At 63.3% G+C, this 26,837-nt stretch carries 26 protein-coding genes and 1 rRNA gene (1 of these 27 cut by a window edge); 14 read left to right on the forward strand and 13 right to left on the reverse strand.

Annotation, left to right across the window (positions count from 1 at the left end; translation table 11 throughout):
- Window positions 1-9 precede the first annotated feature (9 nt).
- From cas7e to cas2e, 6 genes are read left to right on the forward strand one after another with little or no spacing between them, the layout of a single operon-like run.
- Complete coding sequence (gene cas7e / locus Atro_RS20650) at window positions 10-1,152, forward strand: type I-E CRISPR-associated protein Cas7/Cse4/CasC (protein WP_497925411.1); 1,143 nt, start codon at window positions 10-12, stop codon at window positions 1,150-1,152.
- 2 nt (window positions 1,153-1,154) lie between these two features.
- On the forward strand, window positions 1,155-1,817 hold the full coding sequence (cas5e, locus tag Atro_RS20655) for a type I-E CRISPR-associated protein Cas5/CasD (protein WP_497925413.1): 663 nt from the start codon (window positions 1,155-1,157) through the stop codon (window positions 1,815-1,817).
- The gene (locus tag Atro_RS20660) at window positions 1,792-2,229 is read left to right on the forward strand and encodes a type I-E CRISPR-associated protein Cas6/Cse3/CasE (RefSeq protein WP_497925415.1); all 438 of its coding nucleotides are present in this window, start codon (window positions 1,792-1,794) and stop codon (window positions 2,227-2,229) included. The genes cas5e and Atro_RS20660 overlap by 26 nt, the downstream gene beginning before the upstream one ends.
- Window positions 2,169-2,405 carry a type I-E CRISPR-associated protein Cas6/Cse3/CasE gene (gene cas6e, locus Atro_RS20665; RefSeq protein WP_497925417.1) on the forward strand — a complete coding sequence of 79 codons (237 nt, stop codon included), beginning with the start codon at window positions 2,169-2,171 and terminating at the stop codon, window positions 2,403-2,405. Before Atro_RS20660 ends, cas6e begins: the two co-directional genes overlap by 61 nt.
- Window positions 2,405-3,319, forward strand: a complete 915-nt coding sequence (cas1e, locus tag Atro_RS20670; RefSeq protein WP_497925422.1) for a type I-E CRISPR-associated endonuclease Cas1e — start codon at window positions 2,405-2,407, stop codon at window positions 3,317-3,319. The genes cas6e and cas1e overlap by 1 nt, the downstream gene beginning before the upstream one ends.
- Window positions 3,319-3,618, forward strand: a complete 300-nt coding sequence (gene cas2e, locus Atro_RS20675) for a type I-E CRISPR-associated endoribonuclease Cas2e (RefSeq protein WP_497925425.1) — start codon at window positions 3,319-3,321, stop codon at window positions 3,616-3,618. Before cas1e ends, cas2e begins: the two co-directional genes overlap by 1 nt.
- Before the next feature lie 961 nt (window positions 3,619-4,579).
- Here the strand turns inward: cas2e and Atro_RS20680 are convergent.
- Together Atro_RS20680 and Atro_RS20685 are read right to left on the reverse strand one after the other, a co-directional pair.
- Window positions 4,580-5,017 carry a dienelactone hydrolase family protein gene (locus Atro_RS20680; protein WP_497927722.1) on the reverse strand — a complete coding sequence of 146 codons (438 nt, stop codon included), beginning with the start codon at window positions 5,015-5,017 and terminating at the stop codon, window positions 4,580-4,582.
- Window positions 4,954-5,289 carry a dienelactone hydrolase family protein gene (locus Atro_RS20685; RefSeq protein ID WP_497925428.1) on the reverse strand — a complete coding sequence of 112 codons (336 nt, stop codon included), beginning with the start codon at window positions 5,287-5,289 and terminating at the stop codon, window positions 4,954-4,956. The genes Atro_RS20680 and Atro_RS20685 overlap by 64 nt, the downstream gene beginning before the upstream one ends.
- Here Atro_RS20685 and Atro_RS20690 point away from each other — a divergent pair.
- The 3 genes from Atro_RS20690 (at window position 5,239) to Atro_RS20700 (ending at window position 8,310) form a co-directional block, all read left to right on the forward strand.
- On the forward strand, window positions 5,239-5,706 hold the full coding sequence (locus Atro_RS20690) for a hypothetical protein (protein ID WP_497927744.1): 468 nt from the start codon (window positions 5,239-5,241) through the stop codon (window positions 5,704-5,706). The two genes, Atro_RS20685 and Atro_RS20690, sit on opposite strands and share 51 nt — an antisense overlap.
- A gap of 23 nt (window positions 5,707-5,729) precedes the next feature.
- Window positions 5,730-7,082 (forward strand): OprD family outer membrane porin, encoded by a 1,353-nt coding sequence (locus Atro_RS20695; protein WP_497925430.1) that lies wholly within the window; start codon window positions 5,730-5,732, stop codon window positions 7,080-7,082.
- Between the two features lie 103 nt (window positions 7,083-7,185).
- Window positions 7,186-8,310 (forward strand): GNAT family N-acetyltransferase, encoded by a 1,125-nt coding sequence (locus tag Atro_RS20700; protein ID WP_497925434.1) that lies wholly within the window; start codon window positions 7,186-7,188, stop codon window positions 8,308-8,310.
- Between the two features lie 38 nt (window positions 8,311-8,348).
- On the opposite strand, the gene Atro_RS20705 is transcribed toward Atro_RS20700, so the two are convergent.
- Together Atro_RS20705 and Atro_RS20710 are read right to left on the reverse strand one after the other, a co-directional pair.
- Window positions 8,349-8,903 carry a peptidylprolyl isomerase gene (locus Atro_RS20705; protein ID WP_497925436.1) on the reverse strand — a complete coding sequence of 185 codons (555 nt, stop codon included), beginning with the start codon at window positions 8,901-8,903 and terminating at the stop codon, window positions 8,349-8,351.
- A gap of 85 nt (window positions 8,904-8,988) precedes the next feature.
- Window positions 8,989-9,915, reverse strand: a complete 927-nt coding sequence (locus Atro_RS20710; protein ID WP_497925437.1) for a LysR family transcriptional regulator — start codon at window positions 9,913-9,915, stop codon at window positions 8,989-8,991.
- A gap of 169 nt (window positions 9,916-10,084) precedes the next feature.
- Between Atro_RS20710 and Atro_RS20715 the strand changes: the two genes are divergently transcribed.
- On the forward strand, window positions 10,085-10,684 hold the full coding sequence (locus Atro_RS20715) for an FMN-dependent NADH-azoreductase (protein ID WP_497925439.1): 600 nt from the start codon (window positions 10,085-10,087) through the stop codon (window positions 10,682-10,684).
- Between the two features lie 27 nt (window positions 10,685-10,711).
- Here Atro_RS20715 and Atro_RS20720 read toward each other — a convergent pair whose 3' ends face one another.
- Window positions 10,712-11,137: an anti-virulence regulator CigR family protein gene (locus Atro_RS20720; protein ID WP_497925441.1), complete on the reverse strand. Its 426-nt coding sequence runs from the start codon at window positions 11,135-11,137 to the stop codon at window positions 10,712-10,714.
- Between the two features lie 178 nt (window positions 11,138-11,315).
- On the opposite strand from Atro_RS20720, the gene Atro_RS20725 reads away from it, so the two are divergent.
- A complete protein-coding gene (locus tag Atro_RS20725; RefSeq protein ID WP_497925443.1) occupies window positions 11,316-12,635 on the forward strand; it encodes a DEAD/DEAH box helicase in 1,320 nt (439 codons plus the stop codon).
- Window positions 12,636-12,639: 4 nt separating this feature from the next.
- Here the strand turns inward: Atro_RS20725 and egtD are convergent, their stop codons facing one another.
- Complete coding sequence (gene egtD / locus Atro_RS20730; RefSeq protein WP_497925445.1) at window positions 12,640-13,602, reverse strand: L-histidine N(alpha)-methyltransferase; 963 nt, start codon at window positions 13,600-13,602, stop codon at window positions 12,640-12,642.
- A 2-nt stretch (window positions 13,603-13,604) separates the two neighbouring features.
- Complete coding sequence (gene egtB / locus Atro_RS20735; protein WP_497925448.1) at window positions 13,605-14,837, reverse strand: ergothioneine biosynthesis protein EgtB; 1,233 nt, start codon at window positions 14,835-14,837, stop codon at window positions 13,605-13,607.
- A gap of 308 nt (window positions 14,838-15,145) precedes the next feature.
- Here egtB and Atro_RS20740 point away from each other — a divergent pair, with 308 nt between their 5' ends.
- On the forward strand, window positions 15,146-16,954 hold the full coding sequence (locus tag Atro_RS20740) for an ABCB family ABC transporter ATP-binding protein/permease (protein WP_497925449.1): 1,809 nt from the start codon (window positions 15,146-15,148) through the stop codon (window positions 16,952-16,954).
- 166 nt (window positions 16,955-17,120) lie between these two features.
- Here Atro_RS20740 and Atro_RS20745 read toward each other — a convergent pair whose 3' ends face one another.
- The 4 genes from Atro_RS20745 to Atro_RS20760 form a co-directional block, all read right to left on the reverse strand.
- Window positions 17,121-18,041 (reverse strand): LysR substrate-binding domain-containing protein, encoded by a 921-nt coding sequence (locus Atro_RS20745; RefSeq protein WP_497925451.1) that lies wholly within the window; start codon window positions 18,039-18,041, stop codon window positions 17,121-17,123.
- A 424-nt stretch (window positions 18,042-18,465) separates the two neighbouring features.
- The gene (locus tag Atro_RS20750; protein WP_497924510.1) at window positions 18,466-19,224 is read right to left on the reverse strand and encodes an IS5 family transposase; all 759 of its coding nucleotides are present in this window, start codon (window positions 19,222-19,224) and stop codon (window positions 18,466-18,468) included.
- Between the two features lie 656 nt (window positions 19,225-19,880).
- The gene (gene htpG / locus Atro_RS20755) at window positions 19,881-21,785 is read right to left on the reverse strand and encodes a molecular chaperone HtpG (protein WP_497925452.1); all 1,905 of its coding nucleotides are present in this window, start codon (window positions 21,783-21,785) and stop codon (window positions 19,881-19,883) included.
- Between the two features lie 102 nt (window positions 21,786-21,887).
- The gene (locus tag Atro_RS20760; protein ID WP_497925454.1) at window positions 21,888-23,135 is read right to left on the reverse strand and encodes an MFS transporter; all 1,248 of its coding nucleotides are present in this window, start codon (window positions 23,133-23,135) and stop codon (window positions 21,888-21,890) included.
- Between the two features lie 715 nt (window positions 23,136-23,850).
- On the opposite strand from Atro_RS20760, the gene Atro_RS20765 reads away from it, so the two are divergent.
- Window positions 23,851-24,609 (forward strand): IS5 family transposase, encoded by a 759-nt coding sequence (locus Atro_RS20765; RefSeq protein ID WP_497925455.1) that lies wholly within the window; start codon window positions 23,851-23,853, stop codon window positions 24,607-24,609.
- 172 nt (window positions 24,610-24,781) lie between these two features.
- Here Atro_RS20765 and Atro_RS20770 read toward each other — a convergent pair whose 3' ends face one another.
- Complete coding sequence (locus tag Atro_RS20770) at window positions 24,782-24,997, reverse strand: hypothetical protein (protein ID WP_497925456.1); 216 nt, start codon at window positions 24,995-24,997, stop codon at window positions 24,782-24,784.
- Window positions 24,998-25,080: 83 nt separating this feature from the next.
- Window positions 25,081-26,061: an IS701 family transposase gene (locus tag Atro_RS20775; protein WP_497925458.1), complete on the reverse strand. Its 981-nt coding sequence runs from the start codon at window positions 26,059-26,061 to the stop codon at window positions 25,081-25,083.
- Window positions 26,062-26,510: 449 nt separating this feature from the next.
- Between Atro_RS20775 and Atro_RS20780 the strand changes: the two genes are divergently transcribed.
- Window positions 26,511-26,837, forward strand: a 16S ribosomal RNA gene (locus Atro_RS20780) (it continues 1,208 nt past the right edge of the window).

The following is a 26,837-nucleotide window of genomic DNA, read 5'->3' on the forward strand; positions in this document are numbered from 1 at the left end:
AAGGACACCATGAGCCTGTTCATCGAATTCCATCTGATCCAGAACTTCGCGCCGTCCAACCTCAACCGCGACGACACCGGCGCGCCCAAGGACGCGTTGTTCGGCGGCCATCGCCGCGCGCGGGTGAGCAGCCAGTGCTTCAAGCGCGCCATCCGCCTAACCGCCCAGGAGCACGAGCTGGTCGCGCCGGAGTTCCGCGGAGTACGTACCAAGAAGCTCAAGGCCCTGTTGCTGGAGCGGCTGGCCAGCCGCGACCCGGTCGAAGCGGCAGGCAAGGTCGAGACGGCCCTGGCCGCTGCCGGCCTCAAGCTCAAGGACGACGGCAAGACCGAATACCTGCTGTTCCTCGGCGAGGCGGAAATCGCCGGCTTCGCCGCGCTGATCGAGCAGCACTGGGACGAACTGGCCGGTGCGCCTGCCGGCAGTGAGAAGAAGGGCAAGAAAGAGGCCAGGGCCAGTGCTCCGGCCGAGGTGGTGAAGAAGGCCAGGGCCCTGCTCGATGGCGGCAAGGCCGTGGATGTGGCGCTGTTCGGCCGCATGCTGGCCGACCTGCCGGAGGTCAACCAGGATGCGGCCTGCCAGGTGGCGCATGCCATCAGCACCCATCGCGTCGAACGCGAGTTCGACTACTTCACCGCCGTCGACGACCGGGGTGGCCCCGGCGAAACCGGCGCCGGCATGATCGGCCAGGTGGAATTCAACTCCGCGACCCTCTACCGCTATGCGGTGGTCGATGCGCGCAAGCTGCTGGGCAACCTGCAGGGCGACCGCGAGCTGACTCTGTCGGCGCTGGAGGCCTTCACCCAGGCCATGGTGCGCGCCATTCCCAGCGGCAAGCAGAACAGCTTCGCCGCGCACAACCTGCCCGGCTTCGTCGGCGTCTGCCTGCGCCATGCTGGCCCGCTGAACCTGGCCAACGCCTTCGAGAAGCCAGTGAGTCCGCGGGCCGACAAATCGCTGAGCAGCCAGTCGGTCGAGCTGCTCGCCAGCCATGAAGACAGGCTGGCGGCCGTCTATGCCGACAGCCGCGACCAGTGGGCCTACCTCGACCTGAGCGAAGCCTGGCCGCCGCAGAAGGGCCAGCGGGCCGCGAACCTGAACGAGCTGGCGGCCTGGGTACGCGAGCAGGCTGCGTCCCGGCTGGAGGTTTGAGCATGGCCACCCTGCTGATGCGCCTGCAAGGGCCGCTGCAGTCCTGGGGGACCACCAGCCGTTTCGACGAACGGGATACGCAACTGGAGCCGTCCAAGTCCGGCGTGCTGGGACTGGTCTGCGCGGCTCTGGGGCGTGATCGCAGCGAGCCGGTGGTCGATCTGGCGGCCTTGCGCATGGGCGTGCGCGTCGACCGCGAAGGCGTGCCGATGCGCGATTACCAGACCGCCACGGGCGTGTTGATCGCCAGCGGCAAGGCCGATCTGCGCCGTACCGTGGTCAGCCCGCGCTTCTACCTGGCGGATGCGGCTTTTCTGGTCGGGCTGGAGGGCGAAGACGAAAGTCTGCTGGCGCGTATCCATGATGCTCTGCGCACGCCGGTCTGGCCGCTGGCCCTGGGGCGCAAGAGCTTTGTTCCGGGCTTGCCGGTCTGGCTGGCGGACGGCCTCTCGCCCTTGCCTCTGGAGCAGGCCCTGGCCGGTTACCCGCGGCTGGCGCCGGCCCAGTGGGCCGACCGGGAGCAACCGCTGCGCTGCCTGCTGGAGGACGATCAGGAGGGCGCCATTCGCCTGGATCAACCGGTGGCACCTTTCGCCGAGCGGCGCTTCGGCCCACGTTTCGTGAAATCGGGAGTGCTGCATGCACCTGACCAGACTGACGCTTGATCCGCGTAGCGCTCAGGCCCGTCGCGACCTGAGCGATGCCTATGAAATGCACCGCACCCTGGCGCGTGCCTTTGTTGCGGATGCGCAGAGCCAGCCCGCACGCTTCCTCTGGCGACTGGAGGCAGGCAACAACGCCTGGGCCACGCCGGTGGTACTGGTACAGGCGGCTGCCGAGGCCGACTGGTCGGCATTGCAGGCACTGCCCAACTACCTGCAGCGGCCCGTCGAGAACAAGCGGCTGGCGCTCGAGGAGTGGATCGAGGGCGATAGCCGTTACCGCTTCCGCCTGCAGGCCAATCCCACCGTTACCCGCAACGGTAAGCGCTACGGGCTGGCGGGGAGGCCGAGCAGTTGGCCTGGCTCGGCCGACAGGGCGAGCGCCATGGCTTCAGTGTCGAGGCGGCTTTGGTGACGGCCAGCGACCTGCTGACCGGTCGCAAGGGCGAAGGGCTCATCAGTGTGCAACGGGCCTGTTTCGAGGGCGTGCTCAAGGTGCAGTGCCTGGAGTCCTTCAGCCGTGCGCTGACAACGGGCATCGGCCCGGCCAAGGCCTTCGGCTGCGGTCTGCTCAGCGTGGCGCGCAATTGATGCTGCCGCCCCTCAAGCCCCTGCCGATGAAGGATCGGGTATCGATGGTGTTCGTCCAGTACGGGCAGATCGACGTGCAGGACGGTGCCTTCGTGGTGATCGACCAGAATGGCGTGCGCATGCACATTCCGGTCGGCTCGGTGGCCTGCATCATGCTCGAACCGGGCACCCGGGTGTCGCATGCCGCGGTGCATCTGGCCTCGACCGTCGGCACCCTGCTGGTCTGGATCGGCGAGGCCGGCGTGCGCCTGTACGCCAGCGGCCAGCCCGGTGGCGCCCGCGCGGACCGCCTGCTCTACCAGGCGAAACTGGCGCTGGACGACGACCTGCGCCTGAAGGTGGTGCGCAAGATGTACGAGCTGCGCTTCCAGGAGAAGGCCCCGGAGCGGCGCAGCGTCGAACAGTTGCGCGGCATCGAGGGCGCCCGGGTGCGCGAAACCTACAAGCTGCTGGCCAGGCAATACGGCGTGGATTGGCGCTCGCGCAACTACGACCGCCAGCAGTGGGACGCCGCGGACGTGCCCAACCGCTGCCTGTCGGCGGCGACCAGCTGCCTGTACGGCATCACCGAAGCCGCGGTGCTGGCTGCCGGCTACGCCCCGGCGGTGGGCTTCATCCACACCGGCAAGCCGCTGTCGTTCGTCTACGATGTGGCCGACCTGTTCAAGTTCGAAACCGTGGTGCCGGTCGCCTTCCGCATCGCTGCCCGCTCGCCGGCGCAGCCCGAGCGGGAAGTGCGCCTGGCCTGCCGGGACATCTTCCGCTCCAGCAAGCTGCTGGCCAGGATCATCCCGACCATCGAGGAGGTGCTGGCCGCCGGCGGCATCGTCCCGCCCGAAGCGCCGCCGGAGTCCGTTCCGCCGGCCATTCCCAACCCGGAAGGCATCGGCGACGCCGGGCACAGGACGCAGTGATGGCCTTCGTCGTCGTGGTCACCGAAAACGTCCCGCCGCGCCTGCGCGGGCGCATGGCCATCTGGCTGCTGGAGGTACGCGCCGGCGTCTATATCGGCGACGTATCCCGGCGCACCCGGGAAATGATCTGGCAGCATCTGGCCGAGGGGCATGAGGACGGCAACGTGGTCATGGCCTGGGCCAGCAACCATGAGTCCGGTTACGAGTTCCAGACCCTGGGGCCGAACCGCCGTATTCCGGTCGAGTTCGACGGCCTGCGTCTGGTCGCCTTCCAGCCCCAGGAAAAGTCCGATCTTTAACAAGAAAATTCGGTAGATTTTTGGCGGTCGATTTTTTCCTTTGAAGACAATCGGTTACGCTAAGTGTGTTCCCCGCGCCTGCGGGGATGAACCGTTTGTGCGCGTAGCCATCCCTATGCGCCCCTGGTGTTCCCCGCGCCTGCGGGGATGAACCGGACTCCCGGGCGATCTGGGCGCGGGTCGTGTTGTGTTCCCCGCGCCTGCGGGGATGAACCGTCCTCATGCACCACACCGCCGAATGGTTCCAGGTGTTCCCGCGCCTGCGGGGATGAACCGGCACCAGCCTCTATCGCTGGCAGAACATGCCCGTGTTCCCCGCGCCTGCGGGGATGAACCTCAGAGGCGTGCCGATCTGCCCGCCGTTGTCGAGTGTTCCCCGCGCCTGCGGGGATGAACCGCTGGCCCCGAACATCGTCGCCGTGGCCATCAAGTGTTCCCCGCGCCTGCGGGGATGAACCGATGAAGCGCGCACGCTGGCCGGAATCGAATATGTGTTCCCCGCGCCTGCGGGGATGAACCGGGCCGCCGCAACGAGGCCCTCGACTGCTTCGTGTGTTCCCCGCGCCTGCGGGGATGAACCACGGTTGGGCAGGATTGCTTCGCTCTTGATCCGGTATTCCCCGTCCCTGCGGGGATCAACCGCTTTATTTCCCTGGCTCACGCCGCCCCGCAGGGCGTTTCCCCGCATCTGCGGGAACGCTGCACGGATGGCTGTGCGGACTTCCCGACGAAAGTCGCCCTCATACCTTTCTCCATCAATATGGCGGTAACGCCGGCGGTATATTCTTCAAGCATCCCTGCTCTGCAGGGATGAACCGGGACACCCTGCAACCGTGCGCGTAGTCAACGAGCATTCCCCGCTTCCGCGGGGCCGATCCGCAGGGCCGGTGCGATCGGGCAGGCCGCGCGGGCGGTCTGTCCGATCGCCTTTCCCTCCCTTGCCGTTTTCCCGAAGGCCCGTTCAGCGCGGACCGATTTCCCGGCGCAGGGCGGCGATGCTGCGCTGGTGGGCGAGTTCGGCGGCGCTCCGGTCGTAGTGCGGGCTGCCTGTGCGGGCGAAGGCGTGTTCGCAGCCGGGGTAGCCGTACAGCTCGATGTTCGGTCGGCCGTCCAGACCGGCGAGGATCGCGGCGCGGGTCTCGGCCGGGCAGAAGGCGTCCGCCTCGGCGATGTGCAGCAGCAGCCGGCCGCGGATGTTGGCGGCCTCGTCCAGCAGATGTTCGATGCCGACCCCGTAGTAGCCGACGGAGCAGGCGACATCGCTGCGGGCGGCCGTCAGGTAGGCGAGCTTGCCGCCCAGGCAGAAGCCGACGAAGCCGGCGCCGGCGGTGGCGTCTACGGCGGGCAGCCGGCGCGCGGTGTCGAGCGTGGTGACGATGTCCTCGACGCCCTTGTCGATATCGAACCGGCCGAGGAGGGCGAAGGCCTTCTGTCGGTCGTCCCCTCGTAACCCAGTTCGACGCCGGCTTCGAGGCGCCAGAACAGGTCGGGGGCGATGGCGACGTAGCCTTCTTCGGCGTAGCGGTCGGCCACGCCGCGGATGTTGGCGTTGACGCCGAAGATTTCCTGTCCGACGACCACGGCCGGGCCGCGGCCGCCCGGCGGCAGGGCGACGTAGGCATGGAAGCGGCCGGTGCCGTCGGCGGCCTCGATTTGCAGGGTGGAACCCATCTCTTCTCCTTCTGTTTCCGTTTCCGGTTATGTGCTGCGGCGGCACCCGTTCGCTTCGGGGCGGGCTGCCGGCGCGGTGGTTTCCGTACGCTCTCGCGGGGCATCGGCGCCTGTTGCGGAGCTGGAAAGTGTCAATCCAGCAAGGTGTTATGCAAGAAAGTTCCCAAGCCATCGAATATTTTTTTCGATGCCATCTATTTGCAACAAAGCATTGCCAAGATTCCGCCCCATTCAACCGATACGCCAGACACTCGTGTGTTTTTCAAAGTTCGAGAAAAGGGGAAATCCTTGATGATCCGCAAGCACTTCGCCGGTGTTGTCGCCAGCGCCCAGGCGCTCGGCGTCCCGGCCCAGGCTTTTGCCGGTACCGTCGTATTCACCTATACCGTCAAGACCATTACCGGAGAGGTCGCCTGATGAGCCGGCAGGAGAAGCGCGCAATGTTGAACAGGAAGTCCGGGCTGACCCTGGCCGTGGTGGCCGGCACCCTGGGGCTGCCGATGACGGTGCAGGAAGCGGCAGCCGCGTTCGTCGAGGACAGCAAGGCCAACCTGACCTTCAAGAACTTCTACATCAATACGGACGATCGCGAGCGGAGCAACTCCGGCAGGAACACTCCCCGTCAGGAGGAGTGGGGTCAGGGCTTCCTCTTCGAGTTCAAGTCCGGTTTCACCGAGGGTCCCGTCGGCTTCGGTCTGGACTTGATCGCCCAGCACGCTTTCCGCCTGGACGGCGGCGGTCGCCAGGGCAAGAACGTCGAGGACCTCGACCGTACGCCGGGCACCATCTTCCCGCTGGAAAGCAACGGCAAGGCGAAGACCGACTTCGGCCGGGTCAACGCCACCGGCAAGATGCGCATCTCCAAGACCGTGGCCGAGCTGGGCGTTCTGCGTCCCAGGCTGCCGGTGGTGGTCAGCAACGACGGCCGTCTGTTGCCGCAGATGTTCCACGGCGCACAGATCACCTCCAACGAGATCAAGGACCTGACCCTGATCGCCGGTAAGCTCGAGCACTCCACCGAGCGTAACTCGGGCGACAGCCAGGGCCTGTCCATCGTCGGCGCCAACAACATCGCGACCGGCAAGTTCAGCAACAAGTTCTACTATGGCGGCGCCGACTACAAGGTCACCAAGGACCTGATGCTGCAGTACTACTTCGGCACCCTGGAAGACTTCTACGAGCAGCATTTCGTCGGCCTGGTGCACAACTGGGGCCTGCCGGTCGGCGCCCTGAAGACCGACCTGCGCTACTGGAACAGCGATTCCGCCGGCGCGAACTCGCGCGCCTCCGGGCGTGCCGAGGGCTACCGGAGCAGCGGCTACTGGAGTTCCGGCGACGCCGACCGGGGCGAGGTCGACAACGACGTGTGGAGCGCCCTGTTCACCTATACCCTGGGCGGCCACGCGCTGACCGCCGGCTTCCAGAAGATCACCGGCGACAGCGACTTCCCCTACCTCAACCAGGGCAGCCCGTCCGTTCCGCTGATCACCGACGCCACGGTGGAGAAGTTCTCCCGGGCCGGCGAGCAGACCTGGGTGGCCGGTTATTCCTACGACTTCGCCAAGGTCGGCATTCCGGGGCTGAAGACCAGCCTGACGTACTTCAGCGGCGACGACGTCGACGACGAAACCAACGGCGACGAAGAGTGGGAGCGCGACTTCCGCGTGGACTACGTGCTGCAGGAAGGCACCTTCAAGGGGCTCGGCTTCACCTATCGCAACGCGGCGGTGCGCGGCATCCGCGAGCGCGACGACAACCGCATGACCATCAGCTACACCTTGCCCCTGCTGTAAGCCAGGGGCCGTCCCACGGACGGTTCATTTCATCCGGTGTAATGTTTTTCGCCCCGCCTGTGCGGGGCTTTTTTTCGCCCGCCCGACGGGGCAGACTGCGGGCATGCCGATCATCATGCTCCCTCGACTGTCCGACCTTCCCGCTGCCGAGTGGGATGCCCTGTTGCCGACGCCGCAGCCCTTCCTGCGACATGCCTTCCTGTCGGCCCTGGAGGACAGCGGCAGCGTCGGCGGGCGCAGTGGCTGGCAGCCGGCGCACCGCCTGTTCCGCGACGGGACGGGCCGGCTCTTGGCCGCGCTGCCGGCCTATGTGAAAACGCATTCCTATGGCGAATACGTGTTCGACTGGGCCTGGGCCGACGCCTGCCGGCGGGCCGGCATCCGCTACTACCCCAAGTTGCTCTGCGCGGTGCCCTTCACCCCGGTCGGCGGCGCGCGCCTGCTGGGCGATGCCGAGGCGGCCGGCAGGCTGCTCGATGCGCTGACCGGCGAGCTGGGCGAACAGAGGCTGTCCGGCCTGCACGTGAACTTCACCGATCCGTCGGCCGATGCGCTGCTGGCCGGGCGGGAGGGCTGGCTGCCGCGGCTGGGCTGCCAGTTCCACTGGTTCAACCGCGACTACCGGGACTTCCAGGACTTCCTCGATGCACTGGCCTCGCGCAAGCGCAAGCAGCTGCGCAAGGAGCGCGAGCAGGTGGCGGGACAGGGCATCGCCTTCGACTGGCGCGAGGGACACCAGCTCGACGAGGCCGAATGGGACTTCGTGCATGCCTGCTATGCCAACACCTACCGGGTGCGCGGCCAGGCGCCCTATCTGACGCGCCGCTTCTTCAGCCTGCTGGCCGAGCGCATGCCCGAGGCGATCCGCGTGGTGCTGGCCCGCCGGGGTGATCGCCCGGTGGCGATGGCCTTCAGCCTGGTCGGCGGCGACAGCCTGTACGGCCGCTACTGGGGCTGCCTCGCCGAGTTCGACCGGCTGCACTTCGAGACCTGCTTCTACCAGAGCATCGACTATGCCCTGGCCCACGGGCTCCGGCGCTTCGACGCCGGCGCCCAGGGCGAGCACAAGCTGATCCGCGGCTTCGAGCCGGTGATCACCCGTTCCTGGCATTACCTGCTGCATCCGGGGCTGCGCCAGGCGGTGGCGGATTTCCTGCGGCAGGAGGAGGGCGGGGTGCTGGCCTATGCGGACGAGGCGCGCGGGCAGTTGCCCTACCGGCAGGGATAGGGCGGGAGTACCGCCCCGTCCGGTTCAGCCGGTGGCGATCAGAGCTTCTTCGCCGACTTGATCAGCACCGGTTCGCGCGGCACGTTCTGCATCATGCCCCGCGAGCCGGTCGGCACCTGGGCGATCTGGTCGACCACCTCCATGCCGCGCACCACCTTGCCGAACACCGCATAGCCGAAGTCGCGCGCGCCGTGGTCGAGGAAGGCGTTGTCCTTGTGGTTGATGAAGAACTGACTGTTCGCCGAGTTCACCGCCTGGGTGCGCGCCATGGCCAGGGTGCCGCGCACGTTGTGCAGGCCGTTGTCGGCCTCGTTCTTGATCGGCGGCTGGGTGGGCTTCTGCTTCATGTCGGCGTCGAAGCCGCCGCCCTGGACCATGAAACCGGGGATGACCCGGTGGAAAATGGTGCCGTTGTAGAACCCCGAATCCACATAGGCGAGGAAGTTCTTCACGCTGATCGGCGCCTTCTCGGCCTCCAGTTCGATCTCGATTTCGCCGAGGCTGGTGTCCAGCAGGACGTGGGGCTTGTCCGCGGCCAGCAGGTTGGTGGCGAGCAGCAGGGTACCGGCGGCAAGGGCGAGTTTCTTCAGCATGTGGAGCTTTCCTCGTGGTTCTGCAGGGGGTGGCTTGCTAGACCGGTGCGCCGACGGAGCGTTCCCGGCTCCTGGGATGATAGCTTCAGGCGCCGGGCAGGGGCGCGGCGAAGGGCGCATCCAGCGGGGCGCTGTCGAAAGTCTTGATCAGCTCCACAAGAATCTGCGTGGCCGGGCCGAGGGGCTTGTGCTTGTCGGCGTAGAGCAGAAAGCGTGGCCGGTGGGTGGCGCCTTCCGCCAGCGGCAGGGGTTTGAGCCGGCCTTCGACGAGTTCGCGGCCGATCAGGTGGCAGGGCAGCCAGGCGAAGCCGAGGCCGCTGCCGACGAAGGTCGCCGCAGTGGCCAGGCTGCCCACCGTCCAGCGCTGTTCGGCGCCGAGCCAGCCGATATCGCGCGGCTGCTGGCGACCGGTGTCGCGGATCACCACCTGCATGTGGCTTTCCAGGTCGGTCGCGCTCAGGGTGCGCTGCAGGCGATGCAGCGGGTGGTCGGGATGGGCGACGGCGACGAATTCCACCTCGCTCAGCGCGCTGCCCAGGTAACCGGGAATGCTCAGGCTGGAGATCGCCAGGTCGGCGCCGCCCTCCAGCAGCACCTCCTCGACCCCGGAGAGCACTTCCTCGCGCAGGCGCACGCGGCAGCCGCGGCTCTGCGGCATGAAGGCGGTCAGCGCGCGGACCAGGCGCAGGGTCGGGTAGGCGGCATCCACCACCAGGCGCACCTCGGCCTCCCAGCCCTGTTCCATGTGGTGGGCGAGGTCTTCCAACTGGCTGGCCTGCTTGAGCAGCTGCCGCGAGCGGCGCAACAGCACGGTGCCGGCGTCGGTCAGCACCGCCTTGCGCCCCTCGATGCGCAGCAGCGGCACGCCGAGCTGTTCCTGCATGCGCGCGACCGTGTAGCTGACCGAGGACTGCGAGCGGTGCAGCACCTCGGCGGCCTGGGCGAAGCCGCCGTGGTCGACCACCGCCTGCAGGGTGCGCCATTGGTCCAGGGTGACGCGGGGAGCTTTCATGGGGATGTCCTCTGCCTGGTCGTCCCGCAGGTCGGTTCCTGCAGGGGGCTTTGGCGGTCAGATTATCGATCGGGTTTATCGATGGTTTCGGGCAGGTTTTTGCGCTTTTTTATCGGCCTGCTTCTTTCTAACCTGTCCCCATCGAGTCGCACAACCGAAGGAGAAGCCCATGTCCCGTGTTCTGGTCATCGAAAGCAGCGCCCGCAAGGAAGGTTCCGTTTCCCGTCAGCTCACCGCCGAGTTCCTCGCCAACTGGAAGGCGGCGCACCCGGACGACGAGATCGTCGTGCGCGATCTGGCGAACGAGCCGGTGCCGCATCTGGATATCGACCTCCTGGGCGGCTGGACCAAGCCCGCCGGACAGCAGAGCGAGGCGGAGCAGGCGGCGCTGGCGCGCTCCGAACGGCTGACCGCGGAGCTGCTCGGCGCCGATGTGCTGGTGCTGGCCGCGCCCATGTACAACTTCGCCATTCCCAGCACCCTGAAGGCCTGGCTCGACCATGTGCTGCGTGCCGGGGTGACCTTCAAGTACACGGAAAACGGCCCGCAGGGTCTGCTGACCGGCAAGCGCGCCTTCGTGCTGACCGCCCGCGGCGGCATCTACTCCGGCAGCCCCCTGGATCACCAGGAGCCCTACCTGCGCCAGGCGCTGGGCTTCATCGGCATCCACGACGTCAGCTTCATCCACGCCGAGGGCCTGAACATGGGCGGCGACTTTCAGCAGAAGGGCCTGGCCAGGGCCAAGGAGAAGCTGGCCCAGGTGGCTTGAGCCTTCCCGGGCCGGCAAGCCGGCGGCTCAGTGCAGCACGTCGTGGAGGACCTCGTAGATCAGTCCGGTGGCGAGAGTCACCAGCACCACGTCGGTGCCCGCCTGGCGCCACTCGTAGCCGTCGTAATGCGGCAGCTGGCTGGTCAGGCGGCCGTCGAAGTTCTTGGCGATGCCGGGCGGCAGCGGCTTGCCGCGGGCCATCTGCTTGCGGATGCCGGGCGGCAGCGGCTGGGCGTCGCCGATCAGGCGGCGGTTCTCGCCGAGCACGATGCGCACCCGGCCGATGTCGATGCTGGGCGCCTGCACCCTGACCGACAGGTCGTCGCCGCTGTGATGGCTGCCTTCGTGATGGTTGCCCTGGTGATGTCCTTTCTCCGAAGGGGGCGCGCTGTGGGCGGCGGCGGCGAAGGTCAGGCTGGTGGCGGCCGCCAGCAGGCGGAAAGTCTTGCTCATATCGTGTTGCTCTCCTGGGCGCCGAGGGGCGCGTCGCAGGTCATTGCAGCCAGGCTGCCGCTGCGCCGTCAAGCTGCCCATCCGAAGCTGCGCAACATTTCGCATTCCGCACGGGAGTTCCGCCTCGACTCACGTTAGGCTATGCAGCCGTTTCATCCGTCCCGATCGAGGTAGCCCCGTGTTTTCCCAATTCGCCCTGCACGAACGTCTGCTCAAGGCGCTGGCCGAACTGAATTTCGTCGAGCCCACCCCGGTGCAGGCGGCGGCGATTCCGCCGGCCCTGGAGGGGCGCGACCTGCGGGTGATCGCCCAGACCGGCAGCGGCAAGACCGCGGCCTTCGTGCTGCCCCTGCTCAACGACCTGATCGGCGATGCCCGGCCGCGGGTGAGCATCCGCGCGCTGATCCTGCTGCCGACCCGCGAGCTGGCGCAGCAGACGCTCAAGGAGGTCGAGCGTTTCTCGCAGTTCACCTTCATCAAGTCGGGGCTGGTCACCGGCGGCGAGGACTTCAAGGTGCAGGCGGCGCTGCTGCGCAAGGTGCCGGATATCCTGATCGCCACGCCGGGACGCCTGATCGAGCATCTGAACGCCGGCCATCTCGATCTCAAGGAGGTGGAAGTGCTGGTGCTCGACGAGGCCGACCGCATGCTCGACATGGGCTTCGCCGAGGACGTGCAGCGTCTGGTCGAGGAGTGCGCCAACCGCCGGCAGACCCTGCTGTTCTCCGCCACCACCGGCGGTTCCGGTCTGCGCGAGATGGTCGCCAAGGTGCTGCGCGAGCCGCAGCACCTGATGCTCAACGCGGTCAGCGAACTCTCCGAGACCATCCGCCAGCAGATCGTCACGGCGGACGATCCGGCCCACAAGGAGCGCCTGGTGCACTGGCTGCTGGAGCACGAGAGCTACCGCAAGGCGATCGTCTTCACCAACACCCGTGCCCAGGCCGACCGGCTCTACGGGCATCTGGTCGCCGCCGGCGAGAAGGCGTTCGTCCTGCACGGCGAGAAGGACCAGAAGGACCGCAAGCTGGCCATCGAGCGGCTCAAGCAGGGCGGTGCCCGGGTGCTGGTGGCCACCGACGTGGCGGCGCGCGGACTGGACGTGGAGGGCCTGGATCTGGTGATCAACTTCGACATGCCGCGTTCGGGCGACGAGTACCTGCACCGCGTCGGCCGTACCGGCCGGGCCGGCGCCGAGGGCCTGGCGATCTCGCTGATCTGCCACAACGACTGGAACCTGATGTCGAGCATCGAGCGTTATCTCAAGCAACGCTTCGAGCGGCGCGTCATCAAGGAGCTCAAGGGTAGCTATCAGGGGCCGAAGAACCTCAAGGCCTCCGGCAAGGCCGCCGGCACCAAGAAGAAAAAGCCCGACGACAAGAAGGGCGGCAAGAAGCCGGCTGCCAAGGCCGCCCCGCGGCGCAAGCCCGCGGGGCCGGCCCTGGTCAGCCAGGACGGCCTGGCCCCGCTCAAGCGCCGCACGCCGCCGGCGGAGTAAGCGATCACGCCCGTCGCAGGTAGTGCACGCTGAACAGCGCCTGCGGATCGGTCCACAGGGCCAGGGCGCGAAAGCCGGCGTGGCCGGCCAGGGCACGGAAGCCCTCGGCGGTGTACTTGTAGGAGTTCTCGGTGTGCAGGCTTTCGCCGGCATCGAAATGAAAACGCTCGTTCTCGATCATGACGTCCTGCGCCTGGAGGCTGACCAGATGCATCTCGATCCGTGAGGCGGTCTGGTTGAAGAAGGCCCGGTGGGCGAAGCTGTCCGGCGCGATGTCGCTGTCCAGCTCGTGGCGGATGCGCTCCAGCAGATTCAGGTTGAAGGCCGCGGTGACTCCGGCCCGGTCGTTGTAGGCCGCCTCCAGCACGTCCCGGTTCTTGAGCAGATCGACGCCGATCAGCAGGCCGCCGCCTTCCGGCAGCAGTTCGTGGAGGTTGGCGAGAAAGGCCAGGGCCTCCTCGGGATCGAAGTTGCCGATGCTGGAGCCGGGAAAGAAGGCCAGCGGATGCTCGCCGGCGAAGCCGTCCGGCAGGCTCATCGGCCGGGAGAAGTCGGCACAGGCGGCATGCACTTCCAGCCAGGGATAGTCGGCCGCCAGGCGCTGGGTGCTGGCGCGCAGGAAATCCTCGGAGATGTCGATGCCCAGGTAGCTGGCCGGGTGCATGGCCTCCAGCAGCAGGCGCACCTTGCGGCTGGCGCCGCTGCCCAGCTCCAACAGGCAGGCGTCCTGGCCGGCGATCTCGGCGATGTCGTGGGCGGCGCAGGCGAGGATCAGCTCCTCGGTGCGTGTCGGGTAGTACTCCGGTTGCCGGCAGATCTGCTCGAACAGCTCGGAGCCGCGGCGATCGTAGAAGAGCTTCGGCGGCGTCGCCTTGGGCTGTCCGGCGAAGCCGGCGAGCACTTCCTCGCGCAGGGAGCGGCCGGCATCCTGCGGGCGCTGATCGTGGAAATGGATGGGCAGTGACACGCTCAAGCCTCCTTGGCCAGGCGCAGCCCGGCGAATTGCCAGCGCATGGCTGGGTAGAAGAAGTTGCGGTAGCTGGCGCGGATATGCGCCTGCGGGGTGGCGCAGCAGCCGCCGCGCAGGACCATCTGCCCGCACATGAACTTGCCGTTGTATTCGCCGAGGCTGCCCGGCAGCGGCTCGAAGCCCGGATAGGGACGGTAGGCGCTGGCGGTCCACTCCCAGACATCGCCGTACAGCTGAGAGATGGCGGCGCCCTGCGGCGCGCCAACCGGGTGCAGGTGGTCGTTCTCGAGGAAATTGCCGGCGATCGGCCGGTCGCGGGCGGCGACCTCCCACTCCGCTTCGCTGGGCAGGCGGGCGTCGGCCCAGCGGGCATAGGCGTCGGCCTCAAAGAAGCTGATGTGGCAGACCGGCGCCTGCAGATCCAGCGGGCGCAGGCCGCCCAGGGTCATCTCCAGCCAGCGGTCGTCCTCGCGCTGCCAGTACAGCGGCGCGTGCCAGCCGGCCTGGCGGATCAGGCTCCAGCCGTCGGCCAGCCAGAGTTCCGGGCGGGCATAGCCGCCGTCGGCGATGAAGGCGAGGTAGTCGGCGCAGCTCACCGGCCGGCTGGCCAGGCGGAAGTCTTCGACGAACTGGCGGTGCCGCGGCGTCTCGCAGTCGAAGGCGAAACCCTCGCCGTCGTGGCCGATCTGCTGCAGGCCGCCGGGATAATCCTGCCAATGAGGTTCGTCCGGCAGCTGCGTGGGGCCCGGCTGCAGATCGCTACGGTAGGCCGGCTGCAGCGGGTTCTGCGCAAGGATGTGGAGGATGTCCATCAGCAGCAGCTCCTGGTGCTGCTGCTCGTGCTGCAGGCCCAGCTCGACCCGGCGGGCGATCTCCGCCGCATGCTCCGCCGGCGGCCGGGCGAGCAGCTCGCCCATGGCCGCGTCGACATGCTGGCGATAGCGGTAGACCTCGGCCACCCCGGGGCGCGAGAGCAGTCCGCGACTGGCCCGGGGAAAGGGTTGGCCGTGAGTCTCGTAGTAAGAGTTGAACAAGTGGTCGTAGGCCTCGTCCAGCGCCCGGTAGCCGCGTACGAAGGGCTGCAGCACGAAGGCTTCGAAGAACCAGCTGACATGGGCCAGGTGCCATTTCGGCGGGCTCACGTCGGGCATGCTCTGGATGACGTAGTCCTCGATCTGCAGCGGTGCGCAGATCGATTCGCTGGTGGCGCGGATGCGCTGGAAGCGCTCCATGAGGCAAGCGGGAGCGCTGTGGCGACGGGCTGGATGAGGGGGCTGCGTTGTCTGTCGTTTCCGGGAAATGAGCAAACCTTTCTCCTTGCGCCTTGCCCTGTTCCCGCCTCCCGTCGCAAGGCGAAAACAAGGGGGCTGGTCCTGCGGGGGCTTACCCGCGCGTGCTGCGGTGTCGTTCCGCAGCCTGCGTGCCGAGGCCGGCATTCGGTAGACTGCCCGGAGACGGGATGGAGTTCCCCCCTGTCGACCGGCTGCAACAGCCATCGAGGTTGCAGTCGTCTGTCGCCCAGCCGCCGAGAGAACCTTTCATGAGCCAAGATCATTCGGCTGCCGATGTCGCCCCGCTGCAGCGCGCTCGCGAAGCACGCGGTGATTTCAAGGTGATCGCCGATTTACTGCCCTATCTGCGCCCCTATCTGTGGCGCATCCTGCTGGCGCTGGGCCTGGTGTTCGTCGCCAAGCTGCTCAACCTGCTGGTACCGGTCGTTCTCAAGCAGATCGTCGACAGCCTCAACGTCGAGCCCAGCCTGCTGCTGTTGCCGATAGGCCTGTTGCTGGCCTACGGCGCTTCGCGGATCGGCGTCAGTCTGTTCACCGAGCTGCGCCAGGTGGTGTTCGCCCGGGTCATGGCGCGTACCTCGCGGCAGGTCACGCTCAGGGTGTTCCGCCATCTGCACGGGCTCAGCCTAAGGTTCCATCTGGGCCGGCGCACCGGCGGGGTGGCCCGCGACGTGGAGCGCGGCGGCAACGCCATTTCCGAGCTGCTCGACTGGACCCTGTATTCGATCATCCCGATCCTGCTCGAGGTGATCCTGGTCACTACCGTGCTGGTCTGGGCCTACGACTGGCGTTTCGCTGCCATCACCTTGGCCACCCTGCTGGCCTACGGGGGCTGGACCTTCGCCATCACCGAGTGGCGCACCCGCTACTATCGCGCCTCGGTGGAGGCCGATACCCGCGCCAACGAGCGAGCGGTCGACTCGTTGCTCAACTACGAAACGGTCAAGTACTTCAACAACGAGGCGCACGAGGCGGCGCGCTACGACGAGAATCTGCAGAGCCTGGAGAATGCCAAGGTCAAGGCCACCACCAGCCTGGCGGTGCTCAACCTCGGCCAGGTCGCGCTGGTCTCGGTCGGCGTCACTGCGATGATGTGGCTGGCCGCCGCGGGGGTGGTGGACGGCAGCATGACGGTCGGCGACCTGGTGCTGGTCAACGCCTATCTGCTGCAACTGTCCGCGCCGCTGTTTCTGCTCGGCATGATGTACCGCGAGGTGAAGCAGGCGCTGACCAACATGGAGCGGCTGTTCGGCCTGCTCGACGAGCGCCAGGACGTGCAGGATGCCCCGGATGCCAGGCCGCTGGCCGCGACCCGGCCGAGCGTGCGCTTCGAGTCGGTGCGCTTCGGCTACGACCCGCGCCGGCAGATCTTGCACGATGTGGATTTCGAGATCCCGGCCGGCGGCACCGTGGCGGTCGTGGGATTCTCGGGCTCGGGCAAGTCGACCCTGGCCCGGTTGCTCTACCGCTTCTACGACGTCGACGGCGGACGCATCCTCATCGACGGTCAGGATATCCGCCAGCTGACCCAGGCCTCGCTGCGCGGGGCCATCGCCATCGTTCCCCAGGACACGGTGCTGTTCAACGACAGCATCTTCTACAACATCCGCTACGGTCGCCCGGAGGCGAGCCGCGAGGAGGTGGAAGCCGCTGCCCGTATCGCGCACATCCACAAGTTCATCCAGAGCCTGCCGGACGGCTACGACACTCAGGTAGGCGAGCGCGGCCTGAAGCTTTCCGGCGGCGAGAAGCAGCGCGTGGCCATCGCCCGGGCGATCCTGAAGCACCCGAGCATCCTGATCTTCGACGAGGCCACCTCGGCGTTGGACTCCCAGTCCGAGCGAGCCATTCAGGAGGAACTGGAGCGCATCCAGCTCGGCCGCACCACGCTGGTCATCGCCCATCGCCTGTCCACGGTGATGAATGCCGACCAGATCCTGGTGATGGAGGGCGGGCAGATCGTCGAGCGCGGCACTCACGAGGAGCTGCTGGCGCGGAATGGTCGTTATGCGCGGATGTGGCAGTTGCAGCAGCGCGAAGCCGAGAAGGAAGGCTGAAGACCGGGGCGGACGGCTTGCCGAAGGAAAGGTCCTCTTGCTGGAGGGGCGGGCGGCTATTCATGATCGCCGATCGGATATCGGACCGCTGTTCGGTCTTCGTGTCGCTGCTTCGGCGGAAGAGAGGGCTCAGCCCGTTCGGAGCAGACGGGCTGAGCCTTGCGAATCAGCCGGTCAGAACGATTCCCCGTTCCTGGAGTTCTTCCAGGTTCGATCTGATGAACTGAATCAAAGCGCGGATGGCCGGCGTCATGGCTCGATGCGGTGGCGTGAGTGCCAGCAGGGGCAGAGCTGGTGGCTCATGGGCTTCGAACAGTCTGACCAGGCGGCCGCTGGCCAAGTCCCCGGCACAGGCATAGAACGGCAGGTGGGCCAGGCCGAGCCCGTTACGCGCCGCATCGAGGAGGAGGGGCAGGTTGTCGCTGCTGAAGCAGGACTGGCGCAGCAGCCGTGGCGCAGCATTGCGCAGCAGCCACGGGCGGATGGCCTGCGGAGGACCAAACCCGAGGCAGTTGCGGTCGTCCAACTCGTCGGGATGGCGCAGGTGGCCAAGCCGTTTGCAGAGTTCCGGACTGGCAACGGTGACGAAATGCACCTGACCGATGGGGTGCGCAACGATATCGGCGCTGTCCGGTGGCTGTCCCTCCAGATAGAGCAACAGGTCGTGGCGCTGCAGGGATAGCTCGGTGTGGTTGTTATGCAGCCCCAAGGCGAGCCGCACCTTCGGCTGGCTGCTCGCAAAGCCCAGTAGAAGCTCTCCGAGCACCTCCTGCAACAGGCTGGGAACAGCCAGGCGAATCAGCCCTGACGGGCCGCCTTGCACTTCGCGTGCAGCGCCCTCGGCAGCTTCGGTGGCGGCCAGTATGCCCAGTGCGTGCCGGTATACCTGCTCGCCGGTACTGGTCATAGCAAAGCTGCGGGTGCTGCGGTTCAGCAGGCGTACTCCCAGGCGCTGTTCGAGTTCGATGATGCGTCGGCTCAGACGCGAGCGCGGAATGCCGGTTTCAGTAGCTGCTGCCGTGAAGCCGCCGGCTTCGATGACGCGGACCAATAGATAGAAGTCGGAAACATTGTTCAGGGTGTCCATACGAAGAGCCCTATCCATGAGCAAAAGCAAACATCACACGAGGCAGTGGGACGGCTTCCTCCATGCCAGGCAGGGACTGTTGATTCCAAGTTCAGTGGAAGTGTAGTTAGCCTCCCTCATAAATCGAGCCATTTTTCCGCGATGGCTGACATCGGAAGCCTGGGGTGCCTGAGCGGCAGTATCGGTGCGTAGGTACTTTGATAGAGGTAAGTCTGCCGACATTGTGACGACCAGAGGCTTATGCGGTTAGTCGGTCAATTCCGATTCGAATGTCCATGACGCATGCAGGACTATGGCAAGGTGCGGAAACGCCATGCGGAGGCCTTGGGCACCAGGATTGAATAACCAGGCAGGCAGACTGACTGGGTGCTGTCATGGACGAGGTGGAATATGCGTTGATCGACTGCTAGGTTCTGTTGACGTATCAGCGCAGCCATAGCAAAACAGCCGCAAAAGCCAGCATTCCCTTGAAATGGCTGGCCCTCTTCTCATAGCGAGTGGTGATCCGCCGGTAGTGCTTCAGCTTGCCGAACAGGCACTCGATCACGTGCCGCTCCTTGTAGAGATGCCAGTCGCAGGAGCGTTGCTCGATGCGGTTCCGCCTGGCGGGAATGACGGCCTGGATCTGGCGCTCCTTCAGCCAGGCCAGAAGCGGGTTGGCGTCATAGCCCTTGTCGGCCAGCAGTGCCGACGTGGCGATCCCCGCCATGAGTGGGATCGCCTGGCTGATATCGGCCGCTTGGCCTTCCGTCAGGATGAAGCGAATCGGTAACCCCAGCGCATCGGTCAACACATGGATCTTGCTGCTGAAGCCTCCTCGCGAACGCCCCAGTGCCTCCTGGGCCGCAGTACTGCTGGCCGCCCCGGCTGCACAGGCATGGGCACGCACGACGGAGCTGTCGATGCAGACGTGCTGAAGGTCGGCGTCCCGAGCCAGTACCGAGTGAAGCCGGTCCCAGATGCCGAGCCGGCACCAGCGGGTGAAGCGTTTGAAAACGCTGTTCCAGGAGCCGAGGCAACGAGGCAGCATCCGCCATTGAGCGCCGCTGCGTAGTATCCAGAGCACCGCCTCGACAAAGCGGCGACAGCCGAGAGTACGGGTCAGCCGGATCCCCTTCGTGGCGCTCAGCAGACTTTGGATACGGGACCCGTCGGTATCGCTCAGACGGCTTCTGTCAGTCATGGCAAAAGCCCAGTTTTAGCACTGGGCTTGCGTCAACGGAACCTAAGTGATGTCGATGTGCAGATAACCCAGCGGATAACGTTTGAAGGGCTTTTTCTCCTGGCCCGGCTCGCTCGCACGAGGCAGCTGGCTGACACCGTGGCGCCGGAAGAGGCGGTACAGGCTCGAGCGAGTCAGCGTGGGAATGGTTCGTTGCAGCGCATGCAGACAATCTCCAGAGGCAGGAGCATCTTCTCTCGGAACACCAGTGCGGCGGCTTCCTGTAGCGGTGTCAGGGAGGTCGAGCGCGGGGCGCTGGGCCTCATGGGCGCATCCTCAACCGTGTCGCGACTGCGCCATTTGCGAACCGTCTTGGGGTTGAGGTGGTAGCATCGGCTCAGCGTCGCGATCGAAACTCGTAATCGCTGTATTTCTGCTCGAATGGCGTGCGTGGTCGTGGCGCGTTTGTGAAGAACCATGAGCCATGGATCATCCTCCGAGAGAGGCTCATACTATAGACCAGTACTCCCCGGGACCAAACATCTAGGTACATGGCAAGCGAGCGATTCATAGACCCGAACGCCCGCCGGCCATTGTCTAGGTAATGGAGTAAGTCTGTGCCTATCAAGGTTGCAAGCAGCTCTCACTACTTGAACAGGGTATTGGCTGAAATCGCATTAAATAGAAAGCTCTATCAATAAGTTATTTAGACGCCGTACATAATCAGCGGGATCTTTCAAGCTATCACCCGCTGCTAGTGCAGCTTGATCAAAGAGCACGCGCGCAAGATCACTAAAGCGACGCTCATCAATTTCAGAGTCAAGCTTTAAAATTAATGGATGCATAGGATTAATTTCAAAAATTGGTTTGGAATCAGGAATCTTTTGCCCACTAGCCTCTAGAATCTGGCGCATTTGTAGACCAAGATCCTGCTCACCCAAGGCCAAAATTGCAGGCGACTCGGTCAAACGATGCGAAACCCGAACCTCAGCCACTTGCTCACCAAGCACTGCTTTCAGCCGCTCAACCAACCCCTCTTTGGCCTTGGCGACCTCATTTTGAACCTGCTTGTCTTCGTCTGAATTCAACTCACCAAGATCCAAATCGCCTCGCGCAACATCAACGAACTGCTTTTCATTGAAGTCAGTGAGATATCCCATCAACCACTCATCGATATGGTCGGTCAGTAACAGAACCTCCACCTCCTTCTTGCGGAAAATTTCCAGATGAGGACTATTTTTCACTTGAATGTAGCTTTCGCCTGTGAGGTAGTAAATCTTGCTCTGCCCTGCATGCATTCGCCCCACATAATCTGCCAAGGAGACACACTGATCGCTAGACTCATCCCGTGTCGAAGCAAAGCGCAAAAGACCCGCGATGCGCTCTCTATTGGCAAAATCCTCTGCCGGTCCCTCCTTGAGTACCTGACCAAAGGCTTTCCAGAAGCTCTTATATTGCTCTGGCTCGCTCTTGGCCAGTTTTTCCAACATGTCCAGCGCCCGCTTGGTCAGCGCTGACTTCATCGAGTCGATGATAGGATCTTTCTGCAAAATCTCACGAGATACGTTCAGCGATAGGTCATTGGAGTCCACCACCCCCCTGATAAAACGCAGGTACAAAGGCAGAAATTCGTCTGCCTGATCCATGATGAACACGCGCTGCACATAAAGTTTCAGCCCTTTTGGTGCATCTCGATGATAAAGATCGAACGGAGCATGGCTCGGCACATAAAGTAGAGAAGTATACTCCAACTTACCTTCGACCTTATTGTGACTCCAAGTCAAAGCATCTTGGAAATCATGAGCCACATGCTTATAGAACTCTTGATATTCGCTATCCTTTATTTCCCCACGGGGACGAGTCCATAAAGCGCTGGCACGATTCACAGTTTCCCATGCGATTGCAGCCGAGCCGTCCTTCTCATCACCAAAGCTTTCTTTTGGCAGTTCAATGGGCAAAGCGACATGATCGGAGTATTTTTTAATAATATTGCGCAAGCGCCACCCATCAGCAAACTCTTCCTCTCCACTTTTTAAATGCAGGACGACCTTGGTTCCACGCTCCGGCCTTTCGATTGTCGCAACTTCAAACTCTCCCTGGCCTTGAGATGCCCAATGCACACCCTCACTGGCTAGCAAACCAGCGCGACGACTGAACACTTCGACCTTGTCAGCAACGATAAAGGCAGAATAAAAACCCACACCAAACTGGCCAATCAAATGAGCATCTTTTTTCTGATCACCAGAAAGGCTTCTCAAGAAATCGGCTGTACCAGATTTGGCAATGGTTCCCAAATGGGTGACCGCCTCTTCGCGGCTCATACCAATACCATTGTCTTCAAGCGTGATGGTCTTGGCGTCCTTATCAAAACTTATGCGAATTCTCAACTCCGCATCGTCTTCGAGCAACTGAGGCTTGGACAAGGCCTCAAAACGCAACTTGTCAGTAGCATCGGAAGCGTTGGAGATAAGCTCGCGGAGAAAGATCTCCTTATTGGAATAGAGCGAATGAATCATCAGATGAAGCAATTGCTTCACCTCGGCCTGGAAGCCCAGCGTTTCTTTTTGAGTTTCCACACTCATGGTCGTCTGACTCCATACAGATGGCATATGCCGAAATCCAATAATTATCCTGTAGATGGGGTATCGCGGCAGGATTTCAAGCAGCCCGATGCGGGTGAGGCCTCAAGGGTCCAGCAACTCGATAGACTGGATGCTCTGTGGGCTGAGCTTGTAGCTAGCACTCCCCCCACCTCGCAGGTGGCGCTGCAAGACGAGGTATCCATTCTCATCGATTTTCGCAAAAACTCCGTCGGCAGTTCCCCCTTCCACAGTGATGATACGCATACGTAACTGCTGGAACTCGATCGGACTGAGTTGTAGACGCTGCAAAGAGAAACTCTGCTTTTTATCAGCTGTCCCCGGAGCCACACTCGATTGGAGCTTGACCACGGCAGCGCTCTCCGACTTGCCGATAGCAGAAGGAAGCGAAGGAAATCGATCTCCTTCGACCTGCCAGCCACGCAACTCATCTTTGCTCATATTCAAACGAATACGATGCATCTTATTATTGACAGAAGCCTCCACATCAACCTCCAACTGCCTAGCAGGCAATGAAACGCGGGAAGTTTTATAGAGATATACCATATCCGTCGCGAAGCGACGCACTAAATGTTCTTTGATCACATAATCAAGTGTTTCTTCTGAGTCAAAATGAAGATCGATTTTTCCATGGCGATATCGTAGTCGGTTAGCAAACAACTCAACCCGGCCGCTCAGACTCGTTTGGAATCGCTTTGGCAAAACCAAATGAAAATCACCGACCAGCAGATTTGGCTCCTTGTGACCAAGATCAAGGTGCAAGGTGTACCCTCGATCAAGTCGCTGATACTCTGGCTGAGTTAAATCCGAAGCTGAACCTATGAGCTCAATCCGAGGCAATTGCCCTTGGTCTTCGGGCAGGATATTGATATGCACCGGGCCAGACGGTGTAGAGGATAGATAGATCTTGATCTCCCGTCGCGTAGAAGAATTATCATGCTCGCGCAGAGTCAACACGTCTCCAATTAACTCTCCTTCTTGCGGAGTGAACGGCCGTCCATTGAGCTCACCATACAGATGTATCCCAAGCTCAGGCACCAGCTTTATATCGATATCCCCCTTAAGCCAATCTAACCGCAGGATCGCATCTAGCCGCTCGGCGTCACGGTTGGCCAGCATAGCGAAACCTACGACCAAAGGGATGATACCCAAAGCTATCAACGTCACTGGATTGGAAGACTTTCGCCATTTGAACAGCATGAAGATTAGCGTCATCGGCGGCAGCAAGGCTCCCAAGCCCCAGAACAGACTTACCGAAAAAGCCCGCCTAATCAGCCAAGTCAACCCGCTAAAAATCAATAGCAAGCCTCCCAGGATCAGCAGCTCATCCATTCGGTATTCCTATGCAAAAATCTTTTCTGTTCACCCGCTCAAGCTGGCGTATCGGAATGCACCATACCGGCCAGCCAAGCCTTCACCTTATGCTTCAGAAATGAATTTATAACCATTAATAACTATTGAATCTATGTAGCAGTCCTAAAAAGGCCAAATATCTCCATCTTGGCATTTCACTTCTTCGGACAGATAGCTGAGCAATAGCAGCGACCATAGTCTATGGTGCAATAGACTTCATAGAACGATAGTCATAAATAAACTCAACTCCCTTGCCTCATAGGCCATGCATGACGAATGCAATAGTCGTCCATTGAACTTCATGGCGTTGGGGTGCTCGAACGGACTAGCGTGATCGCTCATCAAGGAGATCCCTATGCATAAATCCTTTGCTTACGCCATACTGCTGACAGCAACCTTGGGCCTAGCAGCCTGTGACTCCTCGAAAGACGACAAGGTAACGGCACCACCCGCTCCCGCTAGTCCTCCACCGAGCCCGACTATTGAGGATAGGCCGGTAGAACCCGCTCCGAGCACTCTTCCGGCGCCGACCCCGACCCCATCAACCCCGACTACTCCGCCGGCGCCTGAATCTGATACCAATCAACGATGATGCTGTATAGCAAAGCCATGCGGGAGAGATTGCGCAGGAATTAGCCTCGAAGCCTGCTAGGTTCTGTTGACGCAAGCCCAGTGCTAAAACTGGGCTTTTGCCATGACTGACAGAAGCCGTCTGAGCGATACCGACGGGTCCCGTATCCAAAGTCTGCTGAGCGCCACGAAGGGGATCCGGCTGACCCGCACTCTCGGCTGTCGCCGCTTTGTCGAGGCGGTGCTCTGGATACTACGCAGCGGCGCTCAATGGCGGATGCTGCCTCGTTGCCTCGGCTCCTGGAACAGCATTTTCAAACGCTTCACCCGCTGGTGCCGGCTCGGCATCTGGGACCGGCTTCACTCGGTACTGGCTCGGGACGCCGACCTTCAGCACGTCTGCATCGACAGCTCCGTCGTGCGTGCCCATGCCTGTGCAGCCGGGGCGGCCAGCAGTACTGCGGCCCAGGAGGCACTGGGGCGTTCGCGAGGAGGCTTCAGCAGCAAGATCCATGTGTTGACCGATGCGCTGGGGTTACCGATTCGCTTCATCCTGACGGAAGGCCAAGCGGCCGATATCAGCCAGGCGATCCCACTCATGGCGGGGATCGCCACGTCGGCACTGCTGGCCGACAAGGGCTATGACGCCAACCCGCTTCTGGCCTGGCTGAAGGAGCGCCAGATCCAGGCCGTCATTCCCGCCAGGCGGAACCGCATCGAGCAACGCTCCTGCGACTGGCATCTCTACAAGGAGCGGCACGTGATCGAGTGCCTGTTCGGCAAGCTGAAGCACTACCGGCGGATCACCACTCGCTATGAGAAGAGGGCCAGCCATTTCAAGGGAATGCTGGCTTTTGCGGCTGTTTTGCTATGGCTGCGCTGATACGTCAACAGAACCTAGCACTACAGTTGCATTTTTACCTTCATATGCGCTTGCTGGGCCCTGAACGGGTGCCTCCTGCGCCAGAGCGACCAAGCCATGAGGTGAGCCGGCGCGATTGGTCGTTGGGCCAGCCGGGTAGCCATTCGCCGGATTTCCCGCATGGACCAGCGGATCAGTTCGGATGTGTCAGGGCGATCAGCCGCTGGATGGTTTTGGGGGCCGGGGCGTTGGCCTGATGGCGTACCCGGGCCAACAGGGCAAAGGCCAGCATGACCAGCGAGACATGGCGATACCAGCCATGCCAGGAGCGGGTTTCGTTGTGATCAAGGCCCAGCTCGCCCTTGGCCGTTTCGAAGGCGCTCTCGATCGACCAGCGATGGCCCTCCACCCAGGCCAGCTTCTCCAGAGGGGTTCCAGCCGGTGCCCACGTGGTGAAATAGGCCAGTTCTCCGCCAACCAGACAGCGACGGATCAGCAGGCCACGTGTCCAGACACCCGTTGCGGGGGAGTCGTAGTCACTGGCCTCCAGGTCCGCCAGTTCCAGGTAGGCCCAGTCATGCAGGCGCGGTCCTTGGCTGCCTTCGCCCGCCGAACAGCGCCTCCAGGCCGAGGGCGGTAACGCCTGCGCCACCTGCTCGGCCGTGCCGGAGATCCAGGGCCGGTCGATCCAGGCCTTGACGGCATGAGTACCCTTGACGCCCAGCACATAGCCTTTCTCGGCACCCGGCACCCGGCACCCGGCACCCGGCACCCGGCACCCGGCACCCGGCACCCGGCACCCGGCACCCGGCACCCGGCACGTCGCAGGGCGGTCTCGAGATGGCCCACACCATAGACGCTGTCGGCGGCTACCCAGGCAAACGGCGTATTCGCTGCGATGGCCCGCTCGATCATGGCCTGGGCCAGCCGGGGTTTGGTCGAGAGCCCGATGTCCTCCGGCACATGGGCGGCGGCCAGGCGTTCGGGGTCTGCCGTCCAGTCCCTGGGCAGATGCAGGGCCCGGTCGATGAAGGCCTGTCCGTGACGCGAAACATAGGCGGCAAAGACGCCGATCTGGCAATTGGCGATCTTGCCGGCCGAGCCGGTGTACTGGCGAGCAACGCCGCAAGAGGTACGGCCTTGCTTGAGAAGGCCCGTCTCGTCCAGGACCAGAACGGCTTCGTCGTCGGCCAGTTGCTCGAGCACATAGTCGCGAACCAGGTCGCGCAAGGCATCGGCCTCCCAGCGGCCGCGCCCCAGAATGGCCTGTTGTCGCCAGGGGCCGGGATCACCCGCTGCCTCGGCACGCATCCAGCCGGTCTTGCGCGGCTCGGCACCCAACAGGCCATCCAGAAACAAGGCTGCAGAAGCGGCTACGCGCTCCTGAGTGAACAAGGGCCTAATGCGCTGCTTGACGTCCTGCAGCGACGAGGCCCATAGCTCCAAAATGGTTTCGATGGAAGCATGAATCATCTGAGATCTCCCTTGCCAGAAGGAAGATCATCAAGGCAAATAAGCATATAAATATGCAACTGTAGTGCTAATAATGGCTACTTTCCTGTTGACGTTGCGCGTCGAGGCCCTATAATGCGCCCCACTTGCCGGGCAGCTGCTGCGGAATTCCTTGAAAATCAAGGGGTTGGCTAAAGGGTGTCGGGCAGGCAAGGCAGGCGGTGCCGACAAAGCAAGACGATTCGGCAAGGCGCTTGACAGGACGAAAGGCTGCTGTAGAATGCGCGGCCTCGGTTGAGACGAAAGCTCAAGCGAAACGCTCTTTAACAAGTTGAATCAAGCAATTCGTGTGGGTGCTTGTGGGTAAGACTGGTGATCGAAAGATTGTCAGCAACACAAGTGACTCGTGAATTCGTGAGTTTATTTGCGATTGCTGAGCCGAAAATCGGATCTTCGGATCCTGCAGATTTGAACTGAAGAGTTTGATCATGGCTCAGATTGAACGCTGGCGGCAGGCCTAACACATGCAAGTCGAGCGGCAGCGGGACCTTCGGGTTGCCGGCGAGCGGCGGACGGGTGAGTAATGCCTAGGAATCTGCCTGTTAGTGGGGGATAACGCGGGGAAACTCGCGCTAATACCGCATACGTCCTACGGGAGAAAGCGGGGGCTCTTCGGACCTCGCGCTAACAGATGAGCCTAGGTCGGATTAGCTAGTTGGTGGGGTAATGGCCCACCAAGGCGACGATCCGTAACTGGTCTGAGAGGATGATCAGTCACACTGGAACTGAGACACGGT

Source organism: Azotobacter tropicalis, assembly GCF_059739045.1.

Bases quoted from the DNA above. Each gene is read 5' to 3' on its own strand.
- Atro_RS20775 (WP_497925458.1), bottom strand. From the start codon at position 26,061: ATGATTCATGCTTCCATCGAAACCATTTTGGAGCTATGGGCCTCGTCG.
- cas7e (WP_497925411.1), top strand. From the start codon at position 10: ATGAGCCTGTTCATCGAATTCCATCTGATCCAGAACTTCGCGCCGTCC.
- cas1e (WP_497925422.1), top strand. From the start codon at position 2,405: ATGCTGCCGCCCCTCAAGCCCCTGCCGATGAAGGATCGGGTATCGATG.
- Atro_RS20740 (WP_497925449.1), top strand. From the start codon at position 15,146: ATGAGCCAAGATCATTCGGCTGCCGATGTCGCCCCGCTGCAGCGCGCT.
- Atro_RS20745 (WP_497925451.1), bottom strand. From the start codon at position 18,041: ATGGACACCCTGAACAATGTTTCCGACTTCTATCTATTGGTCCGCGTC.
- Atro_RS20765 (WP_497925455.1), top strand. From the start codon at position 23,851: ATGACTGACAGAAGCCGTCTGAGCGATACCGACGGGTCCCGTATCCAA.
- Atro_RS20705 (WP_497925436.1), bottom strand. From the start codon at position 8,903: ATGCTGAAGAAACTCGCCCTTGCCGCCGGTACCCTGCTGCTCGCCACC.
- Atro_RS20695 (WP_497925430.1), top strand. From the start codon at position 5,730: ATGTTGAACAGGAAGTCCGGGCTGACCCTGGCCGTGGTGGCCGGCACC.
- Atro_RS20750 (WP_497924510.1), bottom strand. From the start codon at position 19,224: ATGACTGACAGAAGCCGTCTGAGCGATACCGACGGGTCCCGTATCCAA.
- Atro_RS20660 (WP_497925415.1), top strand. From the start codon at position 1,792: ATGCACCTGACCAGACTGACGCTTGATCCGCGTAGCGCTCAGGCCCGT.
- cas2e (WP_497925425.1), top strand. From the start codon at position 3,319: ATGGCCTTCGTCGTCGTGGTCACCGAAAACGTCCCGCCGCGCCTGCGC.
- Atro_RS20720 (WP_497925441.1), bottom strand. From the start codon at position 11,137: ATGAGCAAGACTTTCCGCCTGCTGGCGGCCGCCACCAGCCTGACCTTC.
- Atro_RS20690 (WP_497927744.1), top strand. From the start codon at position 5,239: ATGGAAGCGGCCGGTGCCGTCGGCGGCCTCGATTTGCAGGGTGGAACC.
- Atro_RS20700 (WP_497925434.1), top strand. From the start codon at position 7,186: ATGCCGATCATCATGCTCCCTCGACTGTCCGACCTTCCCGCTGCCGAG.
- htpG (WP_497925452.1), bottom strand. From the start codon at position 21,785: ATGAGTGTGGAAACTCAAAAAGAAACGCTGGGCTTCCAGGCCGAGGTG.
- Atro_RS20760 (WP_497925454.1), bottom strand. From the start codon at position 23,135: ATGGATGAGCTGCTGATCCTGGGAGGCTTGCTATTGATTTTTAGCGGG.
- cas5e (WP_497925413.1), top strand. From the start codon at position 1,155: ATGGCCACCCTGCTGATGCGCCTGCAAGGGCCGCTGCAGTCCTGGGGG.
- egtB (WP_497925448.1), bottom strand. From the start codon at position 14,837: ATGGAGCGCTTCCAGCGCATCCGCGCCACCAGCGAATCGATCTGCGCA.
- Atro_RS20685 (WP_497925428.1), bottom strand. From the start codon at position 5,289: ATGGGTTCCACCCTGCAAATCGAGGCCGCCGACGGCACCGGCCGCTTC.
- Atro_RS20710 (WP_497925437.1), bottom strand. From the start codon at position 9,915: ATGAAAGCTCCCCGCGTCACCCTGGACCAATGGCGCACCCTGCAGGCG.
- Atro_RS20715 (WP_497925439.1), top strand. From the start codon at position 10,085: ATGTCCCGTGTTCTGGTCATCGAAAGCAGCGCCCGCAAGGAAGGTTCC.